23 protein-coding genes are annotated in these 24,507 nt (G+C 31.4%); 1 reads left to right on the forward strand and 22 read right to left on the reverse strand.

The window, feature by feature from the left end; genetic code table 11:
• Positions 1-4: 4 nt before the first annotated feature.
• The 22 genes from AC1EUU_RS04570 to AC1EUU_RS04675 all read right to left on the reverse strand — a co-directional run bounded on the left by AC1EUU_RS04570 (position 5) and on the right by AC1EUU_RS04675 (position 23,222).
• Positions 5-772: a nuclear transport factor 2 family protein gene (locus AC1EUU_RS04570; RefSeq protein WP_480200197.1), complete on the reverse strand. Its 768-nt coding sequence runs from the start codon at positions 770-772 to the stop codon at positions 5-7.
• A 24-nt stretch (positions 773-796) separates the two neighbouring features.
• Positions 797-1,144, reverse strand: a complete 348-nt coding sequence (locus AC1EUU_RS04575; protein ID WP_480200198.1) for a DUF1622 domain-containing protein — start codon at positions 1,142-1,144, stop codon at positions 797-799.
• A gap of 8 nt (positions 1,145-1,152) precedes the next feature.
• A complete protein-coding gene (locus tag AC1EUU_RS04580) occupies positions 1,153-1,617 on the reverse strand; it encodes a hypothetical protein (protein ID WP_480200199.1) in 465 nt (154 codons plus the stop codon).
• Positions 1,614-2,483 (reverse strand): SPL family radical SAM protein, encoded by an 870-nt coding sequence (locus AC1EUU_RS04585; protein WP_480200200.1) that lies wholly within the window; start codon positions 2,481-2,483, stop codon positions 1,614-1,616. Before AC1EUU_RS04585 ends, AC1EUU_RS04580 begins: the two co-directional genes overlap by 4 nt.
• Positions 2,484-2,585: 102 nt before the next feature.
• On the reverse strand, positions 2,586-3,464 hold the full coding sequence (locus tag AC1EUU_RS04590; RefSeq protein ID WP_480200201.1) for a helix-turn-helix domain-containing protein: 879 nt from the start codon (positions 3,462-3,464) through the stop codon (positions 2,586-2,588).
• A complete protein-coding gene (locus AC1EUU_RS04595) occupies positions 3,465-4,037 on the reverse strand; it encodes a TMEM175 family protein (RefSeq protein WP_480200202.1) in 573 nt (190 codons plus the stop codon).
• 533 nt (positions 4,038-4,570) lie between these two features.
• Positions 4,571-5,614 carry a hypothetical protein gene (locus AC1EUU_RS04600; protein WP_480200203.1) on the reverse strand — a complete coding sequence of 348 codons (1,044 nt, stop codon included), beginning with the start codon at positions 5,612-5,614 and terminating at the stop codon, positions 4,571-4,573.
• A gap of 75 nt (positions 5,615-5,689) precedes the next feature.
• The gene (locus AC1EUU_RS04605; protein WP_480200204.1) at positions 5,690-6,700 is read right to left on the reverse strand and encodes a hypothetical protein; all 1,011 of its coding nucleotides are present in this window, start codon (positions 6,698-6,700) and stop codon (positions 5,690-5,692) included.
• A 30-nt stretch (positions 6,701-6,730) separates the two neighbouring features.
• Positions 6,731-8,035, reverse strand: coding sequence for a WG repeat-containing protein (locus AC1EUU_RS04610; protein ID WP_480200205.1), 1,305 nt, complete (start codon positions 8,033-8,035; stop codon positions 6,731-6,733).
• A gap of 177 nt (positions 8,036-8,212) precedes the next feature.
• Positions 8,213-8,713: a hypothetical protein gene (locus AC1EUU_RS04615; RefSeq protein WP_480200206.1), complete on the reverse strand. Its 501-nt coding sequence runs from the start codon at positions 8,711-8,713 to the stop codon at positions 8,213-8,215.
• A complete protein-coding gene (locus AC1EUU_RS04620; protein WP_480200207.1) occupies positions 8,697-9,290 on the reverse strand; it encodes a hypothetical protein in 594 nt (197 codons plus the stop codon). The genes AC1EUU_RS04615 and AC1EUU_RS04620 overlap by 17 nt, the downstream gene beginning before the upstream one ends.
• A 63-nt stretch (positions 9,291-9,353) precedes the next feature.
• Positions 9,354-10,079, reverse strand: a complete 726-nt coding sequence (locus tag AC1EUU_RS04625; RefSeq protein WP_480200208.1) for a hypothetical protein — start codon at positions 10,077-10,079, stop codon at positions 9,354-9,356.
• Positions 10,080-10,211: 132 nt separating this feature from the next.
• Complete coding sequence (locus tag AC1EUU_RS04630; RefSeq protein ID WP_480200209.1) at positions 10,212-11,213, reverse strand: serine hydrolase domain-containing protein; 1,002 nt, start codon at positions 11,211-11,213, stop codon at positions 10,212-10,214.
• Positions 11,210-11,647: a MarR family winged helix-turn-helix transcriptional regulator gene (locus tag AC1EUU_RS04635; protein ID WP_480200210.1), complete on the reverse strand. Its 438-nt coding sequence runs from the start codon at positions 11,645-11,647 to the stop codon at positions 11,210-11,212. The genes AC1EUU_RS04630 and AC1EUU_RS04635 overlap by 4 nt, the downstream gene beginning before the upstream one ends.
• 499 nt (positions 11,648-12,146) lie before the next feature.
• Positions 12,147-13,385: a nucleoside permease gene (locus AC1EUU_RS04640; RefSeq protein ID WP_480200211.1), complete on the reverse strand. Its 1,239-nt coding sequence runs from the start codon at positions 13,383-13,385 to the stop codon at positions 12,147-12,149.
• A gap of 9 nt (positions 13,386-13,394) precedes the next feature.
• Positions 13,395-14,348, reverse strand: a complete 954-nt coding sequence (locus AC1EUU_RS04645) for a nucleoside hydrolase (protein ID WP_480200212.1) — start codon at positions 14,346-14,348, stop codon at positions 13,395-13,397.
• A complete protein-coding gene (locus AC1EUU_RS04650; protein ID WP_480200213.1) occupies positions 14,345-15,709 on the reverse strand; it encodes an amidohydrolase family protein in 1,365 nt (454 codons plus the stop codon). Before AC1EUU_RS04650 ends, AC1EUU_RS04645 begins: the two co-directional genes overlap by 4 nt.
• 3 nt (positions 15,710-15,712) lie before the next feature.
• Complete coding sequence (locus AC1EUU_RS04655; RefSeq protein WP_480200214.1) at positions 15,713-16,768, reverse strand: esterase-like activity of phytase family protein; 1,056 nt, start codon at positions 16,766-16,768, stop codon at positions 15,713-15,715.
• Between the two features lie 41 nt (positions 16,769-16,809).
• Complete coding sequence (gene rbsK, locus AC1EUU_RS04660; protein WP_480200215.1) at positions 16,810-17,736, reverse strand: ribokinase; 927 nt, start codon at positions 17,734-17,736, stop codon at positions 16,810-16,812.
• Positions 17,737-17,791: 55 nt separating this feature from the next.
• Positions 17,792-18,538, reverse strand: coding sequence for a glutamine amidotransferase (locus AC1EUU_RS04665; RefSeq protein WP_480200216.1), 747 nt, complete (start codon positions 18,536-18,538; stop codon positions 17,792-17,794).
• Positions 18,539-18,671: 133 nt separating this feature from the next.
• The gene (locus AC1EUU_RS04670; protein WP_480200217.1) at positions 18,672-20,045 is read right to left on the reverse strand and encodes a RagB/SusD family nutrient uptake outer membrane protein; all 1,374 of its coding nucleotides are present in this window, start codon (positions 20,043-20,045) and stop codon (positions 18,672-18,674) included.
• A 12-nt stretch (positions 20,046-20,057) separates the two neighbouring features.
• Complete coding sequence (locus tag AC1EUU_RS04675) at positions 20,058-23,222, reverse strand: SusC/RagA family TonB-linked outer membrane protein (RefSeq protein ID WP_480200218.1); 3,165 nt, start codon at positions 23,220-23,222, stop codon at positions 20,058-20,060.
• Positions 23,223-23,439: 217 nt separating this feature from the next.
• Between AC1EUU_RS04675 and AC1EUU_RS04680 the strand changes: the two genes are divergently transcribed.
• Positions 23,440-24,468, forward strand: coding sequence for a LacI family DNA-binding transcriptional regulator (locus tag AC1EUU_RS04680; protein WP_480200219.1), 1,029 nt, complete (start codon positions 23,440-23,442; stop codon positions 24,466-24,468).
• Positions 24,469-24,507: the final 39 nt, after the last annotated feature.

A 24,507-nucleotide genomic window follows, 5' to 3' on the forward strand; every position in this document is an offset into this window, starting at 1 on the left:
GTTTTTAGAATTTACCATTATCATTTTTCCATTCAGGTTTTGGTGGAATTGGTGCCATTACACCCCAATGTTCTGCTACTTTAAGATTTTCGATTCTTAATAAATCAAAATATGCATAAGGTGTACCAGAAAGATTTCCTTCGGACATTACAAGCGCATAATTGCCTTCGCCATGCACATAATGTACCTTTTCGTAAACCATATGAATATTATTTTCTGCCATATGCTTTAATGCCGCTTGTAAACCATCAATTCCGTCTGCTATAACAGGATTATGCTGAATATAATTATTACCATCGAAGTAATTTTGGATTTTATCAAATCCACCTCCAACAAGAATAGTTGAAATAAAATCTTTTGCAAATGCCTTGTTTGCTTCGGTTTTATCTAAATCCCTTATTTCTGTTTCTCCATCGAGTTGTGTACGTCCACTTGGATTTGTACTTGTAGCAAGTTGGTCTAAATTATCCCAATGTTCTACAATTAGCCCATCTTCAAACCTAAATACATCAATCCCAACTTTTGGTCCGAAAAAGTCATATTTACTATGGCAAACTACATAATCTCCATCCTCAAATGCTCTTACAACTTTTACTTTAAAACCTCCTTCAGGGGCATTTTGTAATACGGCTCCAAATCCTGCTAATCCATCAGCAACAGACAAGTTATGTTGAATATACTTTTTAGGGTTTACATAGCTTGCAGGTTCTGCTGCTCCTGTTTGAATACTGTTTAATAGGGCTACTGCTTTTTCTTTGTTTGATAAACTCATTTTATTTGTTTTATAGATTAAATATTATTTATTACTTATTTTTTGCCAAGGAAACCTACCTTCCAACTCCACTTCTAAAGACATACTCATAAAAGTTCTAATGAGTACAATTAGTCCCAAAACAGCAGCTGACCTAAGCGTTGGTTCTGTAGTAACTGTTTCCATAATATCGGCAGCAATTAAAATCTCTAAGCCTAAAAGAATTGATTTCCCTAATGACTGTCGTAGGTTTACATATGCTGTTGTATTTTTCCTTTTTAGAGAAATTAAAAATTTAGCTATTGAATACACTATTCCTAAGAAAATAACCAAGACTCCTATTAACTCAATAGCTTTGGTAACATAGTGTATGTACATTCTTATATCTTCCATGCTTAAAATTATTTTTCCACTAACAATAAATCTTCAATTATTCCCCCATCAAATCGTGTAAATTGGTCTTTTGTTCCGAAGCGAAATATGCCAGAAGAATACATCACATTATTATTGAAATTGAAAATTAAAGTCGTGTAGTCTGGATGTGAGGCTTCTAACCAACTTACGATATACATTTTGTTTCCAATCTTACGAGAGCTATATGACAAATCTTTATTACCATTCCCTTTTCTTGGACCTACAATCCATTTGTATTTAAGCATCCCATCATAAAATTCAATATGTATTCCTCCTCCATTTTGATAATAATAGTTCATGGATGTTCCATTCAATAATTGTTCAGGTTTTTTTGCTTCAGCTTCTCTTTTTACTTGTTCCAAAGAAGATTCTGTTGGTTTATCTTGTGCCGTAGTAAGGTTTATGCTAGCTATTGTTACAATGAATACTGCAATTGTTTTTAAATGTTTCATTCTACTAAATTTTGATCGGTTACATGATGAATAATTTCATCAAACTTTAATTTTAAATCATGTTTTAAAAGATTTTCTCTTAAAATTGGTTCTATTTGTTCTCTGTATTTTTTAAGTTGAGATGTTGTATATACGTCTTGAATTTCTTGAGTTTCTTCTTTTAAAAGTTTATTCATCTTTGGACGAACATACTTCGGAAGATTTAGATATTCAATTTTTACATCATTTGTTCCAGCTGCTTTTATTTCAGAAAATAACTTATCAATCAATTCTGGTTTTAATTTCATATGAGGTAAAAAAGGTCCAATAAAAACATAGGTTTTAATTCCGGCATCATTTAACTTTTTTAATGTTCTTAATCTCGCACTTGCTAATGGTGCTTTTACTTCTAAAAACCGACTTAATTTATCATCTGTAGTTGTAATGGACATTCCAACTTCTAGGTTTGGAATTTTCTTTAGCAATTCTAAATCATCTAATATCATTGGCGATTTAGTTAAAATACCAACTCTACCTTGGTAATTATTTTTTGCAAATACTTCTAAAATGCCTCTGGTTAATCGATACTTTTTTTCAACCCCTTGATAAGGGTCAGTAACAGTGCTCATTGCGATTTTTGGATGTGGATTTTTCTTCATTAATCGTTGAATATCCTTTTCCATTAATTCTATTGCATTTGTTTTTACATACACATAATTTCCCCAATTATTATTAGTCTCTCCAACAAAACGTCCCATAAAACTTGCAAAACAATACATACATGCAAATTGACAGCCTGCATATGGATTAATTACATAATCTGCACTAGGAACTTGAGTTGTTCCTATAATTGATTTCGCCTCTATTTCATTGATTTTAAATGGCATAAACTTTATATTAATTTATACCACAAAATTAAAGTTGATCTAACTAGTGTGAAAGGTTAATTATTTCGAAAAATCTCAAATAATGGTAAATCTCAAAACAATTTATTGCTTAGTAATCATTGTTTTAAATTGACTTGGCGTTTTATTAGTATGTTTTTTAAAATACTTAGCGAAGTTTGTAGTTTCATCAAAACCGAGAAGGTAAGACACTTCACTAACATTGTTATGAATCTGAGCAAGAAGTCGTTTTGCGTGTAGTATGAGCATTGAGTCAATAAAAGCTTTCACTGATTTATTGGTAAATGTCCTAACTGCCTTATTAAGTTGGTGACTAGAGCAACCCAACATATTTATATAATCAACAGCATTTCTTGTGTGAAATATATGTTGATCTAATGCCTTTTGAAATTCAATAAATAAAGTCTTTTTTTCGTCGTCTGAAGAATCTACAGGAAGCAGTTGAGATTTCACTTTTAAAATTAAAGTACGCAGTAATGTTTGTAGTACTTCTTGTCTTAATTGATATTCAACACTTTCATATTCCTTATGAATGAGTTCAATTAAAGCTAAAAAAGTATTAAAATGACTCTTGTTATTAATATTTGTTATCGGACTATATAATGCAGTATTATAAGGATAACTATATGATAATTCATTAAATTGTAGTTGATTTTTATACAAGAAATTTTCAGTAAACAAAATTATATAACCATCAATACTTCTGTGTTTTTGCCAAGAATGTACTTGGTTTTTACCTAAAAATAAAATGCTCCCTTTTTTGAAATTATAGGTTTCAAAGTCAACATAATGTTCTCCTTCTCCATCTTCTATAAAAAGAATTTCATAAAACTTTAAAATTTTAGGAGGTGCTAATAATGAAGCATCATACTTCTCATAAAAACCCTTCATTGTTAGAATTTCAAATCCTATCAATTCTAGGTCTTCCTTAAAAAGTAATTGAGGAAGTTCTTTATTAGCCATTTAACCTAAAATATTTTCTATTTTTTTATTTGGAATAAGCCATATTAAAGCTACAATAATATAACAAGATACGGCCAACCATGGTACTAAATACGAAGATACAATTCCGATAATATAGATTATCAATGATATTTTTTCTTTAGTTCTCTTTCCAAGAATTTTTTTAAGCGGAAAGTTGTCATCGTGCTCTTTAATAATAACTCTTTGTAGAATATTATATGCTATTCCTGCCATTAATAATGAAAAACCATAAAGTGCTAACGGGCCTGAATCCAAATGATTTTCTCCTAACCATGAGGTAGTAAAAGGTATAACCGATAACCAAAACAATAAGTGTAAATTGGCCCAAAGCACCTTGCCATTCACCTTTTCGGTTATTTGAAATAAATGATGGTGATTGTTCCAATAAATGCCGACATAAATAAAACTCAAAACATAACTAATAAATATTGGTACTTTAGGAATTAATGCTTCAATAGATGTGCCTTCTGGAGCTTCAAGTTCTAACACCATAATCGTAATAATAATGGCTAGAACTCCATCACTAAATGCTTCTAGTCGATTGGTTTTCATATTTTTTATTTCAATTAATTGACAATTTTAATTAAATCACTTAAACTTAATCTAAGATACTACTTTGATTTTTTTAACTGTAGGTACATTTTATCTCGTACAAAACTTGGATTAATTTATTTGCAATGAAAGGTGAATTTCCTTAAAAAATAGGTGAATAATGGTAAATCCTAGACAACATGCTTCCCTTCTATATAAAACTTATTTTATCTTTTGGATTTCTTAAACATTAATTGAAATTAGGGGACCTTGTTAAAAAATAAAAAAGGTACCCGAATAGGTCACCTTTTTGCAATAATATTTGGTTTTAAATGAAACCAAATAAAATGAAAAACCCATCAATTCATTTTATTTGATGGGTTTTGTTGCTATTTGTTAGCATTTTCAGCGGAGAAAGAGGGAACAGAACCTTGCTTGTATGGCGCTGATATTTAAATAGTTAAAAACACACTTCTCTCCTACTCACCGAATTACGCACCTTTTATTTGACATAGGTTGTATTAATTTAACAATACGTTTGTTTATGATTTATTTTATTCGATCCTATCAAAAATGTGAAGTGTTTCGGTTGAATCTAATATGCACATACTATTTTTACTAACCTGAATACAATTCTTAATATTTGGAATAAACACTCCTCTTTTAAAATTAAAAGAATACTGCCAAATTATTTCTCTTTTTTCAATATTGAAAATACCAACAGTATTAGTAGTTCCTAAATCTGGAAATACTGACGCGGTGAAGTAAATATTTTCTTTGAGTAATTTTGTTTGTTTAATAAAAATGGATTTTTCTGTTCCCTTCTCTTGACTATCCCATAAATAAGAAGCTTGTTGTGTCTTTAAATTATATTCTATGAAGTCCCTACCTTGTAATATATAAATTAACCCAAGTTCTTTATTAAGAATAGGATTATATGGTAATCCAAAATCATAAGTGTTTTTTAACTGAGTCTTATTTTCATCAACTTCTTTCTTTTGCCATAATAATTTACCATTGTCAATATTTAAACCAATAAATTCACCGTTATTCAACAAAGCAATGAGTTGATTATTCCATACTCCAACAAAATTATTTAAGTTAACTGATTCTTCCTTTCCAAAAAGTTTCTTAGTTGTGCCAAAAATTGACAAATCGTACTTCCACAAGGGCTCTGGGTTATCAATTTTTCTAGCAGTTATGACTTTATTTAACTCACCGATAATAAGGTTGTCAAAAATATTGCGACCTATCCAATGCTCTGTTTCAAGTAATGCTTTTTCTGAGTTAAAATCGAAAATACCATTAACTCTTGGGTTTGTTTTTTTATAATAAATAAAAAGGGTTTCGAAAACTTCACTTACACGAAAAGTATCTTTGTAGTTCGTACTAACATGTTCTCCTTTAACTATGGTGGGCTTATTTAATCCATCTAATACCAAGAAAGTATCGTTTCTTAAATTGAATGCTCGATTAATATTTGTATTTAATGAAATTTCTTTTTGGTTGGTGCGATAAACCAATATATTATCTTGTAATAATACTTCACAACGTTCATCTGTTTTTGTGTTAGGAATTTCTTCTGTTAAAACTAACATGTATTTTTATATAATTAAGTTATAAAATGCTTTGTCACATAGATCAAATGAATACCAACGGTTTGTCTACATCGATTAATTTATATGGTCCTCCATTTTAAAGGTGTTATCCATTTTTCTCAGAATTTCCTCTAGTCCCTCCTTTGAAGTTATAATTCCTTCAAAGTCGCTCTGAATTATTGTTATTGACTTTTGCTCTAAATAAGTAATAAGAGTCAACAATCTATTTTTAAAAAATGTTTGACCAGATGCAATTTGATAGAAATACATTAGGTCTGATAAATATTTCTCATCAATAGTTCCATTAATTTCATGTGATATTTTATTTTTAAAATTTGGACTATCTATTTGGGCATTTATGGGCTCAGAATTTGATTTATTAACCAAATGTTTAATCTCTTTGCGCTCGGTTTTATACACTAAATTTTCTAGATTTATCTTGATTGATTTAAGATTTTGGCTTTCCAGCCTTCGTGCTTCTAAATTAACACCAGAAATAAGTCCTAAATTATTTTCTTTTAGATACTTTATAAAGTGTTTGAAATCATTAATTATTTGCTCATGACTAAAACCATTTGCCCCTATTTCTTCTAAATCTGATTCTAAAAGAATCAAATCCTTAGGTGAAAGAACCTTTCTTATTCCACCACCATCAATAGTAAAAGAACTCCAAGAGAATAATAAACTATTAATAATTTCTTCAGCAATTGTGTTTTTATTTACATAATTGACAGCTTGCGAAAAACTTCTTTTCCCTAATTTAAAATAAGGGTAGTAATTCGAATTTTTTTGAAAAATGAAATATTCAACAAATGATTTATAATGGTGTTCTTGACAACTGGACAAATCCCTTGAAATTTTATAGTCATCCAATAGAATGCCCAATTCAAATAAATTCTCGTAATGGTGTAAATCTTTCTTGAGAGTTTTTATTACAATATTTTCGTCAAAAAAACATTTATCCTTTAAATACCTTTCGGTGTATTTGCCTAGATAAAATTTTACTTCTTCTGTATTTTTTATTGTATCTATAGGCTTACCCTTATCTATTTCATTGTAAATATGTAATGTATTCCATTCTCCCATTTCTAATAATACTCAATTATCTTACTAGCGTTAGTTTTCTTTTTCTACAGTTGGTTCTTCTTTATGATAGAATTCATCTTGATATAATTTAAAGCGGTTCCCTTTTTTATCGATTAAATAATAAAATCCGTTATGTGCAACGAGGGCTACTCCATTTTTAAAGTCTTCAGCATTATAAAAGATAGGTTCTATTATAAATTCACCTTTTTTATTGATAAAACCGCATTTATCCATATTGGAATTTGTCTTAGATGTTTTTTCATTTTTTCTGAATAGGGCTACTCCATTTGAAAAGGGTTTCATGTTTCCGGTATATTTGAAGTCAATTACAACATTATTATCTTTATCTATAAATCCCCATTTACCATTTTTCACAACAGGAGCGAGATTCTCAGAAAAAAAATCAGCATTATCGTATATTAATGGAATTATTTCTTTGCCCTTACTATTTATGAAACCATACTTACCGTTTTCATTGGCTACAAAAGCACGCCCTTCACTAAATTTACCTATTTGAGAATATTTAGGTTCCACTATTACATTTAAATCTTCATCTAGCAAACCAACTTTGTCATCAATCCTAAAATAAAAAAAACTCTCATCTGCCTCCTGACCACCATAGGCGGTAATACTGCTTTTAAACTTAACTGATTGGTATTTTAAGCCATTAACAAATTCTCCTTTTTTATTAATTATTCTAGATGTCAAAAAAAAGTCAGAATCTTTTTCCTTATATTGAACAATCGCATATTTTTTATAGAACTGAGAAGCGTTATCAAATATTGCTTTTGTTTTTATAATACCTTCGGAATCAACATAACCATACTTTTGTCCTGCTCTATAGATGAAAATATTTGCTGAAAAATCATAATAATTACTACGAAAGATTAAAGTGTCTTTGCCAAATTTTCTTATAAGACTTCCATCCCTATTCAAAATACTCCATTGTCTATGGCCTTGCAGTTTTTGGCTTTTGATAATAGATTTATTATTGTTGGCTACACTAAAACTAGAATAGCTTTCAGCGAATAACTTTTTCCCATTTAAATTGACTAAACCACCTATGTCTCCGAGTTTAAATGAAAATGTATTTTTGAGATCTGTAGGATACAGTCTGTCATATATTGGCGAGAGAATTACTTTCTCTCTCAGATTCATTATTCCATATTTATTATTCAATTTAAAAATTAAATGGCCTTTATTTTCAAATCTCTTGCTAACCATGTCAACAGTACTGATTTGTTCATATTTAGGTTTAATTATAACATTCATATTGTTATCAACTAAGCCTTTTTTGGAATCTTTAGTAAAACTGTAAAAGTCTTGTGAATACATATTAGTTGAAACACAAATTAAAAAAACAATAAATATTTTTAGCCGTGGTTCTAGGTTATTGTATTTTAAAAAGGGTGTAATTGATATTATTGATTTAAACATATTCATCCTCATAAAATGGTTTATTTAGTATTGATGTAAGGTTTTAATTAATTTTATACATCTATTATTACTCTTTTATTTATTTCTAATAAAAAGTAGCTCATTTCCGTTCATTAACTCGATTGTTATTGTATCTTTTTCTATTTTTTCAAGAGCCTTTCTTTCATTACGTTTTTTAAAAGGTAAATTATATAAAACTGTATTTTCAGTATTAAAAACACGAGCGGTAGAGGGTAAGCTATTACTTTTATTTAGTTCTCCAAAAATAGATGACTTGATGCTTTTGACTATTTTGTTTTTATCTAGATCAAACTCTGGATTCGCCTGAATAGCAACGGCCAATCCATTTTCTTTTTTATTAATGAATTCGTAGTAATAACCTGCTTTAATATATAAATCTGTTTTCTCATTGAATCTAATTCGAGTATAAGAAAGCCCATCAAGTGGCAGCTCTTCCCCTATAAATTTATACTTATGAAAATGACCAGGTGGACATCCCATTAATACAAAACAACTTGAAATTATGACAAGCATTTTGAGTTTATTAGCCATCGGAATTTTATTCAATCCTTTCATACTCGTAAGATGAATTATATTTAAAACCGGTTCCAAAGACAACTAATATAGCACCCTCGTCAGCAAGTACATTGTTCACTATTAAATTGTTCTTACCAGAAATTCCTAAACGTCTTTTGTCACTCCGATAGTTTCCAAAAAGAAAAGGAATTCCTTCAATTTCTAAATTTTTATTATCCAAATAGAACATGCCATTCTTGACTTTGCCCGTGATAAGTGTATCCCTAATGATTTTAGAATTTTCATAAACTTTTATTATCAATTCTTTGCGCTTGTTCAGATTTAGTCTAACACTATAATCATTACTATTTGAACGCAAAGAATCAAACTTCATTTTTCGTTTCCAATGTTCATTAACAATATTTTGATATAAGTTGGGATATCTTAAGGAGTCAGAAGGGATATTAACATAATCTTTTCCAAACCTCTTTGATGGGTAAAAACTATAAATTCCATTCAATCTTGATAAATTTCCATCTTTGAGCTTAGTATACTCTTTTCTAAATTCTTTTTTAGAAAATGATGCGCACCCAATTAGGGTAATAATAAAGAGTGTTGCTAAAAAAGTTTTTATCATTTATCTAGATTTCTTTATAATCAACTCGTTACACATTCTAGGAAAAGTTTAATTTTAATGTAATCATTGAAAATTTACTCTTTCTAGATTAGATTCAATTTTTTTAGTTGGTATTGATTTCAGTAGTTCAGGGTACTTCTTATAGAAGTTCAACCTTTTTTCAAACCTTGATGTATAATCGACCTTGAACTCTGGCAACTCCGTTTCTTTTATTACAGTATTCAAATCGGCCTCTGCCCTTTTGTACTTTATTAATCTCTTTTCAATTTTGGAAACAACTTTAGCGTCAATGCAGTCATATTTAAATTTCGGATTATATATTACTTTCAACTCAATAGCATCAGAAGATTTATATCCGAGCAAAATATCTGAGTCATATAAATAAAAACCAACATCTCCCAATTTAATCTTTCGACCAGGAGTTAATTTGATCAAATATTGACGCTCAATGGTAGTTAATGACGGAAGTAGCCTTTTACCGCTATTACCTCTATCAACGGCTTCAAATATTTGTGGTTTCGCATCTGTTTTTCCAATTTCAATTTTATAAGGTAGATCGTCAAAACCTAAATAGTTATTCCTTCGGTTCAACGTACTCTCTCTAAACATAAAATTAAGAGGTTTGATTACTGAGTAAACACTGTCAGAACTATTGAGCGCATATAATTCAAAACGAATCGATTTCTTTTCTTTATTGAGTTCTACATTTTCTAAAAAAAACTGAACATCAGTTTGGGAGAAAATCAAATTTTGACTTAAAAGTAGAACAAGTACTAAAAAATATTTCATCTAGATGTTTATGTTAATTTAATATTCTAAGTTTCGTTATGGGTTTTATGCAATATTACATGCATAATATTTCTTATGAATCATTATGCTATTATACTAATAGGTCATAAATGTGTTACTAAAACTAGTTTATTATTTCTTTTTACTTGCCAAAAATTTCAGAATAAAATTACGTGCTTTAACACCACCCATCATTGGATTTCTATTTGTTAAAACGATGACTGTATATTTATCATCGATAATATCTAGAGCAGAGGCAACGCCAAGAGTTGAGTTCTCTTCAAAATAACCACCAGGATGCCCATAGATCTTACTGTCTTCTATAAAATTAAGTTGAAATCCAAGCCCGTAGTCAACTTCCGATTGTTTAGTTCTCATTTCAGTTATGACCTTTTGATTAATGAGCTTATTATTTCTCAAGGCATCTGAAAACTTCAATAGGTCATCGAGCGTAGAATCTGTTCCGCCATCTGGTAAAACAGATTCTGTATTGCTCATTTCTAAAGGATTTAAAATATTACTCTTAACGAATTTTTCATATGCCATTCCACTAACAGATTCAATAACCTTGCCTAATACAATAAAACCCGAATTACTATATCGAAAATTACCATAGCTTTTTAAAGAATCGTTTTTTATTATAAGTTGATATAGTGAGTCCAGATTATCTTGTTCTGCTTCAGAAGTATAGTCCCAATAACTTCCTAATCCACCCGTGTGACTTAATAGTTGTCTAATGGTAACACTATCTTTCAAAAAACCATTCTCAATATTTAACAGGTAATTTCCAACAGGAGTATCAATGTCTAACTTGCCTTGAGATTCAAGCATCATAATAGAAAGTGCTGTGAACATTTTTGGCATAGACGCTAATCCAATTTGACCTTCGACGGCATGCCTTTCGGAATGATTAAGATCTTTAAATCCATAGGATTTTTTCAGTAAAATATGATCTCCATCTGCAATGAGAATAGCACCATGTAAGCTATCTTTCATAGATTGATTTTCTAAGAAATTCTTTATTTCCGTAATATTTATTTGGCTCTTATATTCTTTTTGATTTTTTGGCTTACTTTTTTGGTTGTTGCAACTGAACACCAATAAAGCTACTATTAAAACTGCAAGTTGTTTCATTTTGATGTATTTAAAATTAATTTATTCAATATTTTAAAAAGTGTATCTCTTTCTTCTCTACTTATGTTTTTTTGGGCAATTTCTCTGTTTTTTGCTATAACAGGAATTGCTGAATCCAACACTTCCTTTCCTTTCTTCGTGATTTTTAAAACCTTTTTTCTGCGATCTTCGTTATTCTCTTCTCTTATGATTAAATCTTCTTTAACTAAAAGTTCTATCATTCTTGTTATGGAAGCGACATCCTTAAACAAAAGCTCGGCAAGTGCTACTTGGCTTATATCTTGACTTTGGTCGATCTCAATCATTAAGAGAATCTGGTTTATAGTTATATTATGCCCAAGTTCATTTAAATTTTCTTGTGCCATTCCACGGTACGTTTTTATAGCCTTTTCTATTTGATAGAAAATGGTTTCAGAAGGGTTTTTAAGTTTCATTAATTTTATTTTATTGATACAAATATAATTGATATATCAATTAAAATACTATCTATTCGACTTTTTTTACTTTTACCTACAGAAAATAAATTGTAAAGCCTTTATATTCAATTTTTAACAATTAAAATGATCAATATCTTCGTTACCAATAGATAAACGTTGATCTTTTGATTTGAAGTCTAATAGATACTAAATCAACATATTGACAATAAGGCTTATAACTTGTATTGACCATCTTTTTTCAATAATATTTGATTTTAAACGAAACTAAATAAAATGAAAAAGCCTACAAATATTTAATTTGTGGGCATTTGTGCCGTTTTAGCGGAGAAAGAGGGGGCAGAGCGTTAAAAAAAGGTACAGTGTACCTTTTTAGTGAATAGGCCAGGCGGCGGGTAGGCATCGGGATTACTCGATTTCGGCTCATGTTTGTTAATGTCAACTTTCAACTAAAAAATATTTAGTATGTAAAATTGGTTTTGCTCAATATTACATGAGTTTAATCTACTAAATCTTTCTCGTTAGGAACATGTTGATGTTTAAATAATATAGCGAACAAAACAGCAATAATTAGAGCATATAATGCAAATGAAAACCAGATGCTCGGCCAGTCCCTTATATGATTTTCGGTAAAGTGGTCAACGATCATTCCGCTTCCATATCCACCTAAGATAGGTCCAAAGCCTCCTGTCATCATCATAAATAAGCCTTGAGCACTTGACCTTATTTTGTTATCAGCAACTTCATCAATGAATAATGATCCTGAAATAAAAAAGAAATCGAAAGCTAATCCATATACAATCATTGAAAGGATTAAGAATAATAAGCCAACACCTTCTGGATTCCCAATACCAAATAAACCAAACCTCAACATCCATGCTATCATGCTTATCAAAACAACCTTTTTAATACCAAACTTTTTTAGGAAAAATGGTATAGCTAAAATAAAGCAAACTTCAGAAATTTGAGATAAGCTCATTAAAAAAACAGAGTGTTTAACTGCAAAAGAATTTTTATAGTTTAATTCAAAATCACTTAAGAATGGTACACCCCAAATGTTTGTTATTTGCAAAGTTGCACCTAGTAGGATTGAAAAAAAGAAAAAGATGATAATTTTTCTTTTTTTAAAAAGGACAAAAGCATCTAACCCGAAACGCTGCAATAAAGTCTGATTCGATAATTTCAACGGGAGCACTTTAGGTAAAAAGAATGAGTATATCCCTAATATTAAAGCAGCTAAGGCGCTTAAATAAAATTGCTTTTCACTTACTTTCCATTGTAAAAAATCTACACTCCAAGCTGCCAGAATAAAACCAATCGTTCCCCAAACACGAATTGAAGGAAATGTTTTAACAATATCATAATTACCCTTATCAAGAAGATGAAAAGAAACTGAATTATTCAATGCCAAGGTTGGCATATAGAACAAAGAAACCAAAAACATAATCGCATAAAAAGAGGTAAATTCTGTTACCTGCGTCAATAGAATAAAAAGACCAACTAAAATAAACTGACTCACTCCTAAAAGCTTCTCAGCATTTATCCAACGATCTGCTAAAATGCCAACGACTGTAGGAATTACTAATGAAATAAACCCCATGGTAGCATACACAGACCCTACTTGAACTCCACTAAAATTTAAAGTGGCCGTCATATATGCTCCGGCCGATATTAACCAAGTTCCCCAGATAAAGAATTCAAGAAAGTTTAAAATTATGAGGCGATTTTTGATACTCATTCCATTTCCTTAATTAGTTATTTCCGTTGTTTGATATGATAAAGATTGATGTAACATATCTATGAATTTCTTATTATCAGCTTTTAATACTACTTCTGCATTGGGCTCAATGTTTGTTGAGCCAATGAAGTCAATAGCTGTTTGCCCTCTTGAATAATCATTATTAATCAAAATGGAAACGAACGCTTTTTGACTTTTCGTAGCTACAGTTCCATCGATGGCTATAGCCATGGCTATTGGGTCTGGGAGATCATACCCCTTTAGGTGTGACGAATTCCGTGCATACTCAACCAAAGTTTTTTGAATGTCTACAGAAAAATTCGCTAGCGGTGTTCCTATCTCTTTCAGTCTTCTAACTTCCTCTTCATCGAATACTGCATATTCTCTAGAAATATCCCAACCTACCATTTTTATAGGCATTTCTGATTCAAAAACAATTTTGGCGGCTTCTGGATCAGCCCAAAAATTATATTCGGAAATTGGTGTAACATTACCTCTTCCAACTCCAACTCCACCCATAATTACACATTCTTTAACCTTATTAACAATAGAACTATCCATTAAAATCGCAGTTGCTATATTAGTTAAAGGAGCCAGACAGACCAATGTAATTTGGCCAGGATTTTGATTGATTTTTTTAATAATAATATTTACAGCATGTTCTTTTTCCGGAGTAAATCCATTAAGTTTTAAACCGATATCACTCATTCCATCTTTTCCATGAACATGATCAGCCGTTTTTGGCTCTCGAACCAAAGGCCGATTCATTCCTGGATAAACAGGTAAGGTTTTACCACAAAGTGCTAACGTATACATCGCATTTTGTACTCCTTGCTCAAGAGATACATTTCCAGCCACAACAGTTATCGCTTCAACATCAATTTTAGGATTGTTGACAGCCATAATAAGAGCAACAGCATCATCAGAAGCTGTATCGGTATCTATCAAAAGCGTTTTCCTCATGTATTCTTGTTACTATTTTTTGCTTCTTCTGCTAGCTTTTTAGCGAAGGGTTTTATTTCATTAATCCATTTTTTTATTTGGATAGCATTTTCATTTACATCGTAAGTACATAATTGTCTTTCTTCAACAATTATTTTTCCATTGACAATTGTAGTTTCAACATTATGGGGGTTCGCTTGAAAAACCAGAGTAGCGTATGGATCATAATTGGGTATCATATTCATTGATTGTGTTTCTATTATTATAATATCAGCTAATTTCCCTTTTTCCAAAGAGCCAACACTATTTTCAATCCCCAAGGCTTCAGCCCCACCTAGTGTTGCCATCTTTACTACTACATCCGGGGTCATAAGTGTTCGATTCATTTTTCTAATTCGCTGTATCGTAGATGTATACGTCATTACTTTAAAAAGGTCAACAACGTTTGAGCCCATAGGTCCATCTGTACCAATTCCAATAGGTATATTATATTTCATCGCCTCAACAATTCTTGCAGTACCAGTTGCTCCTTTAGCATTAGCCATTGGATTATGAACTATCCTCGCTCCTCTGGCCTCTATAAGCTTAAAATCTTCATCATCTACATAGTTGCAATGAGCCAATAGTACATTGCTATCTAAAAACCCTATCTTATCTAAATATTTAACTACTGAAACACCTTCTAGATTTTCTTTTATTTGATTCTTTTCGTCTTCAAATTCAGCCACATGAATATGAATTAAAAGTCCATGTTCATCCCCTACTTCTTTTACTTCCAGTAGCTTATCTTTGGAAACAGTATAAGGTGCATGCGGAGCTAAAGCAAGAGACACTAACTCATCTTTTTTAAAAACGTCTATATGTTGCTTTGCATATTCTAATCCGCCGTAAGGTTCTGCAGCGTCGACTACAGGAAAACCAACAATTGTCTGCCCTAAAACCGCTCTTAATCCTATTTTTTTGGTAGCCTTAGCCATTTCATCTACATGGTAGTACATATCTGCATAAGTAGTGACTCCTGACATAGCCATATCTATAGCGCCATGAATAGTTGCATCATAGATAAGTTTTCGACTAAGCATTTCTTTTTCCAATGGGAAGAAATACCCCATTAATCTGTCCTCTATTCCTTCTTCCCCCAAACCTCTAAAAGCTATCATGGGTAAATGACAATGAGTGTTTATCATACCCGGTATTACTATACCTTTTTTTGCGTCAATTACTTTATTTGCTTGGTATTTCTCTATTAAATCTTGATTACCAACATCTAATATTTTTTTACCACTTATAACAACTACACCATCATCAATAACTTGCATCTTATCATCTATGGTAAGTATTTGACCATTCTTAATAATAATATCTACTTGGATCTTGCTCATAATTTATTCATTGGTAATTCTTAATAAATAAACCATTGTTGGTAATGAATCTTTAAAGTTGTTATCTGAAACAAACACAATTAACTGTTCTCCATTTATTTTTGGTCCTAAAGTCATTCCTTCTACATTATGCCCACCATCACCTAATTTTGAAAAATCAAAAATCTCTTGCTTTTTTGTTTTATATGTGATTTTGTTGCTATCCTTTTTTCTCTTACTAGCATTAACATGAAATAATTTACAGATATATTTAAATGAATCATCACCCATGTAGGCGCCAGATCTTTCTAATGTCAAGAATTCATTTTTTTTAATTTGAAGAATCTCTGCTAATCCGTTATCATTTCCAGTGCCACCCCAAGGCGGTAAGATTTTTGCTCTTTGTGGTACTTTTTCTAACCAGTATAAGTACTCTCCTATTACCTCATCATTTTTAAGATTACTTTCAAAAATTCGAATTAATCCTTTTGAAATATCAGTTGAAATATTGCCATCATTTATAGTAGGTGCTTCTGTAGCATAAAATAATGAAGCACGGTCTCTAGAAAAGCTAATACTCTCAAAGGATTTATTTTTCCTTAAATGTGAAATATAGCTGGAATCAAGTTTGACATTCCTAATATGATTTCCTTCAACATCTAAGACCATTATTTGAGGATTTCCGTTTTCGCCTCCTTCACTACCAACAATTAATAAATTCTCATTATTGTTATACCTTATACTTTCTAGATCAATTGTTTCTTCTTTGTATGGTGTCTTATCTTTTTTTAATATAGTTACTAAATTCTCAAAAAGAATTGTATCAATCTTTTTTTTATTTATCTCAATTTTTGCTCTGTAAAATCTTGCGGAACTATGCTCTGATCTATCGTCACTAATAAAATAATAACTATTATCTCTACTATTATAATCTATCCCAGATATTCCTCCGAAAAGGCTGTTTCTAACAATTAAATTTTCTGGAATCTCATGACTATCTAAATAAGAAATAACTATTCTGTTGGAAGGTGCACAGCTTAAACTGTTTAAAGATAGCCCAATGAGCATAACCTTCCACAAACAATTATATTTTAATATCTTGAAAAGCAATATTTTTTCATTTAGGTTTTTGAATGTTCAATTTTAGACATTTCAATATCCTCTAAATAAGGTATTGATGATTGAGCTCCTAATTTCGTTACTGTTAAGGACGCTACTTTATTTGCAAATTTTACAGCTTCATGTATGCTTTTCCCTTGGCTAATACTTAAAGCTAGTGCGCCATTGAATGTATCTCCTGCAGCCGTAGTATCTTTTGCTTCAACCTGATATCCTGGAATAATTCCTGAAAAATTTTCAGTATGTAAATATGCGCCCTTTACTCCCATTGTAATAATTATATTCTTTACTCCTTTTTCTCTTAATATCATTGAGGCTTTTTTTGCAGTTTCGGTATCATATACCTTTACACCAGTAATTACTTCAGCTTCAGTTTCATTAGGTGTAATAGCGAATAGGTCTTTTAAAATATTATTATTTAGCTCTCTTGCAGGAGCAGGGTTTAATATTACTCTTTTATTAAGCTTTCGACCAATCTCAATGACATGCTTAACAATCTTCATTGGAATTTCAAGCTGAATTAAGATAATACTGGCATTTTCAATTTCGTGTAATGCTTTATTAATATTTTTCTTCTTTAAAGTATTATTAGCTCCTGGTGCTACTACTATAGAATTTTCAGCATTATCTCCTAAAGTAATGAGCGCAACACCCGAAGGTTTTGATTTATGAACCACAGCATAATCGGTATTTATGCCTTCCTCTTCAAATTTCTTTAAAGATTCAACACCAAATACATCGCGACCAATTTTTGTAATAAAAATAACATCACCACCCAGTCTTGCAACGGCAACGGCTTGGTTGGCTCCTTTTCCACCAGAATTCATAAAAAATTTACCTCCTAAAACAGTCTCTCCAGGAACTGGTATATGATTTGTTTTTATCACCATATCAGTATTTGAACTACCAATAACTACAATTTTTGACATTTGTCTGTAATTTAATTAATTCAACGCATACTATATGCTACTTTAAAGAAACCTATTAATTATCATCAATTAGCCAATCAATCAATTGTTTCCATAATCTAGGATATTCTTTCCAGTCTACAAACTCAGGTGGAGCCCAATGTGGAGCTAAATCAGAGGCAAAAGCAGCAGTACGTCCTTTACCATAATATCCAATCACCAACAACGGATCATTACCAACAATTGCCAACGTTTCTGTATTTTCTTTTGCCGAAAACTGGTTATACCCCAATAATTGTGGCCATTCTTTAGGTAAATTATTTGTAATTGTATGTTCTTGTGTTTTGAGCGGAGTAATTCCTTCAGGGAGTTCTACCCTATCATCATAATCTGGCATAATTACAGGCAGACAGTCTTTCAATGGTGATTTCCCATATCTCGCTTTTGCATCAATTCCTGTAAAGGACATGTAACCTCCAACCATCAATAAACTTCCGCCTTCATTCACATAAGTTGTAATTGACTCTAATTTATTAGGTACTATTTTAGATTGATTAAATGTTTTTCTTCCCAATAAAAAACTATTTGCTCCTACATCACTTATAATTACAACATCGTATTGCTTATAATCTTTAACATTGTCTGGAACATCGCTTTCTATTTTATGAGCCGGTACATAATCTACTTCGGCACCTTGTTTTTTAAGACGATTTATAAAATTTGTTCCACCTTCAACATATTCAGCTGTGTGGAATACATCAAAACCTTTTTGATGTACAGAGTAAGTGAACCATGATTCACCAATAAATAATATTTTCTTCATAAGAATTTGTAACAGATTTTTAATGTATTTATCTCTTTCAAGAAACACACTCGATTGAATTCTTATAGTTAATTTGTGACAGATCGCTAAAGCGATCTGCCACAAAAACTAAACTAATTCAAATTATGAAACTTTAATACCCGGGATTTTGTGGAAACTGAGTAGGATTATTATATACGTTAATTTCGTTCTGCGGTATTGGATATAATAATTGATGTTGTTGGACACTTATACCTACATCATCTAATGCTTGTATAGCTGAATTAGTTCTTAATAAATCAAACCACTTATGTAGTTCTAAAGGAAGCTCTAATCTTCTTTCTTTTAGAACAGCCGCTCTAAATTCTTCTTGATTTGATAAAGTAGCACTATCATAATTACTTATTCCTGCCCTGCTTCTTATTTCATTTATATAATTGAATGCACTTCCATCAGCTTGATAACCAACTTCATTTTGAGCTTCTGCTAACATTAATAAAACATCAGCGTATCTTAATACCGGGAAATCTCTACCAAACGGACCATCACCATCTTCAAACTGTTTGGCTGGATATGTATTATTAGGATCTGATCCAATCGGGTCTAGCAATGGTAAACGCTCATCTGAAGCATCATATAATGATGACAGTGCTGTATAGGTAGGTGTTCCAAAACCTAAATGTCCTAAGCCATCACTACCACTTCTAAACCTTACTGCAAAAACAATTTCGTTATTATTTTCATTATCAATTGCATATACATCTTCGACATTTGGAAGTAATTCATAAACACCTACTAGCTCTTGCAAAGTACTCACAGCATTCGCCCAATCTTGTTGTGTTAAATATACCTTGCCCAAAAATGCTTTGGCCGCTCTTGAAGTTGCTCTACCCTCTTGCCCAGGAAAAGACAATGGCAGGTTTTGCGAAGCAAAAACAAAATCATTTACTATTGCAGTATAAACTTCAGAAACTGAATTTCTTGTAAGCGTTTTGGCTTCTTGCGGAGTAATTTCATTTAATATTACCGGAACGTCTCCCCATAATCTTACGGCATTGAAATATGCAAGACCTCTTAAAAACCTCGCTTCTCCTAAATATTGATTTTTTAAATTACTATCTATTTCTATATTTTCAATTCTACTAATAATAGTATTTGCATCAAAAATAGTCTTGAAAATACTTGTCCAAGCACCTTCTATTATATCACTCAATGGGTTATCTTGGTACGTGTCGATGTCAAAAACATCTTTACCAACTCCTGAAGTAGATTGACCATCTGTTGCATCATCGGCTCTAACTTCCATTAATGCATAAAATCCTCCGCCAAAGCGAGTATCATCACTACCGTATTGGTCTTTGCTCGCTAAATTGCTATACGTTCCAATCACAGCGGCTTCAAAATCTTCAGGTGTACTAAAAAAGTTTTCAGCATTACCTTCAGATATCGGTGCTAATTCTATAAAACTATCACTACAAGAGATTAAGAAAAGAGCTATAATTAAGCTTATATATTTTAAATTTTTCATTGTAAACCGATTTTAGAAATTAACATTTAGTCCTAAAGAAAAGGTTCTAGATAACGGATACGTTCCAAAATCTTCACCTTGCCCTAATTGATTTGTAGGGTTACTATTTACTTCTGGATTGTATCCAGAATAGTCTGTAAATAAGAACGGGTTCTGTGCTGTAGCATACACTCTTAAGTTCTTTAGCCCGATCTTTTTAAGAAAATCTTTAGGCAATTTATAACCTAAAGTTATATTTTGAACCTTTAAATAAGAACCATCTTCTACATGATATGTAGAGATATTAGTATTATTCCCTGTTGTATCAAAGTTTGCTCTAGGTGTTACACCATTACCTGGATTACTTGGTGATCTCCATCTATTAGCATTCTCAGCTATATTATTTAACCCACCCTGAGGAATAGCAGTGTAGTGCCTTAATGTATTTAACACTTCATTACCCTGTACTCCTTGTAATGCAAAACTTAAATCTAATTGTTTGTAAGTAAAAGAAGATGTAAAACCATATGTAAAATCTGGTTGATAATCACCAATAATTTGTCTATCTGCAACAGTTATACGACCATCGTTATTCAAGTCGGCGAATCTAAAATCTCCTGGTTGCGAAGTCCCAGAATCTGCAGATAAATGTGTATCTATTTCTGCTTGGGTATTATAAATTCCTTCAACAACATAGCCATAGTAAGAGCCAATTGGTTTTCCTATTTCTGTTATGAAAGTTTGCCCTCTACCGCTATTAGCAAATATAGGATCTCCTTCAGGGCCTAATTCAATAACTTCATTTTTGTTCGTTGAAAAATTAAACGATCCTCTCCAATTCAGTTTACCAAAATCTTTTTGAATTCCTAGAACAAATTCAAATCCTTTATTATTTACTTTACCAATATTCTGCAATTGTGTTGCAAAACCGGATACTCTTGGAACATTTACATTTAATAATAAGTCACTTGTATTACTGTTGTAATAATCTGCTTCAAGAGTTAATAGTCCATCAAACAAAGTAGCATTTAAACCTATATCAACAGTTTCTGTCCGTTCCCAGCTAAGCTCTCTATTTGCAGAAGTAATTTGACCCAGACCGCTTGAAATATTATTTCCTCCAGTTACATAATCATTTGGACCTATAAGAGCTATAGAACCATAGTTAGGTATTTGGAAGTTACCAGTTATACCATAACTGGCACGTAGTTTCAATTCATTAATAGATTTACTTTCAGCTAAAAAATCCTCTTCAGAAATTCTCCATCCAACTGAAGCGGAAGGAAAATTACCCCATTTTGTATCTGGGCCAAATCTTGAAGATCCATCTCTTCTGATAGCCGCTGAGAGATAATATTTATTATCGTAATTATACTGTGCTCTAAATAAATAGGAAAGTAAAGACCATTGCTCTTGTCTGGTTTCAGAGTTTGTATCTTGCGCTGCATTGATTGTAGTAACTAAATCGTTTGGAAACCCACGACCGGTTGCTCTTGTTGTTTTAATATCTTCTTTTTGGGAACTATAACCTGCTAAAAGATTCAAGTTATGATCACCAAATGATTTCTTATAATTTAGTGTATTCTCAACTAACCAATTAAATGTATTAGTAGAAACAGAAACTGCGTCGGGTCCGAAACGAAGCCAAAATAAGGTCTCTAAACGTTGCGGTCGATAGAAATCTCTTCTAATATCATTCATTTCTGCTCCAACAGATATTTTATAATTCAAATCAGGAAAGATTTCGAAATCTAAAAATGCATTACTAATAAGACGTGAAGTTTGTTGTTTATCACTTACTTCATTAGCAACAGCAACCGGATTTACAACAAACTCACTCGAAAGTCCACGCTCTCTAAACGTCCAATCTAACAAACCAATATTGAATGACCCATCTGCATTTCTTACTGGAAAAATTGGAGCTTGTGCAAGTGCTGAAGCGACTATACCTTCATTCCAAATAGGACCATTAGAACTAACCAAATCATAATTTAAACGAGAAGGATTTAATCTAACACCATATTTAATCTTTTTAGTTAGATTTCCTTCAAAGTTGAAGCGCCCGGCAAAACGCTCAATGTCGGAACCAATAACTATACCTTCTTGTTCAAAATAATTTAGTGAAGTGAAGTATCTGCTCTTCTCACTCCCTCCTTGCACTGAAAGTGTATGATTCTGGGTTAGAGCAGTTCTAAATATTTCATCCTGCCAGTCAGTATTTGTTAATCCTTGTTGTCCTTGAATATATGGTATTAGTTCTTCCGGAATCTGATACCTTCTTCCTCCTTTAGATATTCTAGTTGCATTATCATCATTTATATCAGCATTTGGTACAGCAGCCAAGTATGCAGTGTTTTTTGCCTCAACATGGAGTTCGGCAAAACCGTATGCATCTAACAAATCTATTTTCTTTAAAACATTACTGAACCCAACATTAGTTGAATAGGATATTTGGGGCGCTCCACTTTTACCTTTCTTAGTCGTTATAAGTACAACACCGTTTGAACCTCTAGAGCCATATATTGCAGCCGATGAAGCATCTTTTAAAACCTCTATAGATTCGATATCATCCATATCTAATGAAGATAATGGGTTTTGAGGTTGCTCTTGAAAATTATTTCTTGATTCAGTTATTGCCGATAAAGAACCTATCTCATTAGATAAAGGCACACCATCTATCACATATAGTGGGTTATTACCAGCAGTTATAGAGGAAGCCCCTCTAACTCTAACATTAATGTTACTTCCTGGTGCTCCAGAAGTTTGTCTAATCTGAACTCCAGCTAACTTACCTCCAAGAGCTTCAACAACATTTGTAGTAGTTTCATTACTAAGAGCGTCCCCTCTAATTGATGCCACTGAAGTAGTTAGATCTGATTTTCTTTGAGAACCATAACCTACAACAACAACTTCTTCTAAGGCTGATGCTGATTGTTTTAAATTAACATTTATTACATCTCTGTTGTTAATTTCTACTTCTAAAGTTTCATAGCCGATAAAGGAAATAATTAAAATATTTGATGAACCATCAATGCTAAGTGAATACTTCCCATCAAAATCAGTTGTAGTTCCATTAGAAGTTCCTTTAACCAACACTGTGGCTCCTGGTAAAGGCGTACTGTTTTCATCCGAAACTGTCCCTGTTATTGTTCTTGAATTTTGGGCAAAAGAAAAGTTTGCATTGAATAAAAGAAACATAAAGATGAAAATAAAGTAACATTTGTTTTTCATGATATGTAAATTATTAAATTAATAGAACAATCGTTTGTTCTATTTGTTTTAAAAAAATGCTCTATATTAGAACAAACGATTGTTCAAATATATAAAAAAATCTTATAAAACAAACTTTTTCGTTTTTTTTAATATCAAAGTTATACATTTGTTATATAAATATTTCTAACTTTTGTAGTACTTCATGAGTGATAAAAAAGCCAAAACACTAAAAGACCTTTCAAAAATCACTGGTTTCACCGAGTCTACTATTTCAAGAGTACTTAATGGCTTGGGTAAAAAGTATAGAATCAGCGACAGTACTCAAAATATCATACAAAAAGCGGCTGAAGAGACAAATTTTTCTTTTAATGAAAATGCACGTAGTTTAAGATTAAGAAAGACATTTACCATTGGATTAATAGTGCCCGATATTTCAAATCCTTTCTTTGCAAAAATGGCATCACTAATTGAGAGGGAAGCTAGATATTATAATTACTCAATTTTTTTATGTGATAGTGATAATTCAACACTATTAGAAAAAGATTCTGTACACTTATTGCAAAAGCGAAAAGTTGATGGAATTATTATTTCGCCAGTTGGATTAGATCATAAACATTTGGAAAAACTATATAACAGTATTCCATTGGTATTTATTGATCGTTATTTCCCTAAGCTTAAGATCCCCTATGTTTCTTCTAATGAATATAAAGGTGTTATAAATGCTGTAAATTACCTTACAAAATTAGGCCATGAAAAAATTGCTTGTGTTCAAGGTTTAGAGGGTACTTTTTCTAATACAAGTAGGACTAACGCTTTTAAAGATGCTATTAAATCTAATGACATAGATATAAAAACATCTATAATATTAGGAGATGCATTTAGTGAAAAAAATGGCTATAATTCGGCTAAAAAATTATTAAAAAATAAGAACCGTTTTCCGACAGCCATATTATCATTAAGTAATACCATTACCCTGGGAATCCTAAAGGCATTTGCTGAAGAAGAAGTTTTGGTCCCCGAAAATGTGTCAATAATTTCTTTTGATGAAGAAGGTTATTCTTCATTATTAAGAACTCCTATGACGACCATATCTCAACCAAAAGAGGCGCTCGGAAAAACAGCATTTAAAATGTTATTGGCTCAAATGGAAGCTGATAAAAAAATAAAGCAGGAAAATGTGTTATTACCTACAACCTTAATTATTAGAAATTCGGTGAAATCCTTATTATAATTTTCAACCAGGTTTTTAGACTCCCTTATTTTTATTCAA

Source organism: Maritimimonas sp. 2205BS37-2, assembly GCF_056591755.1.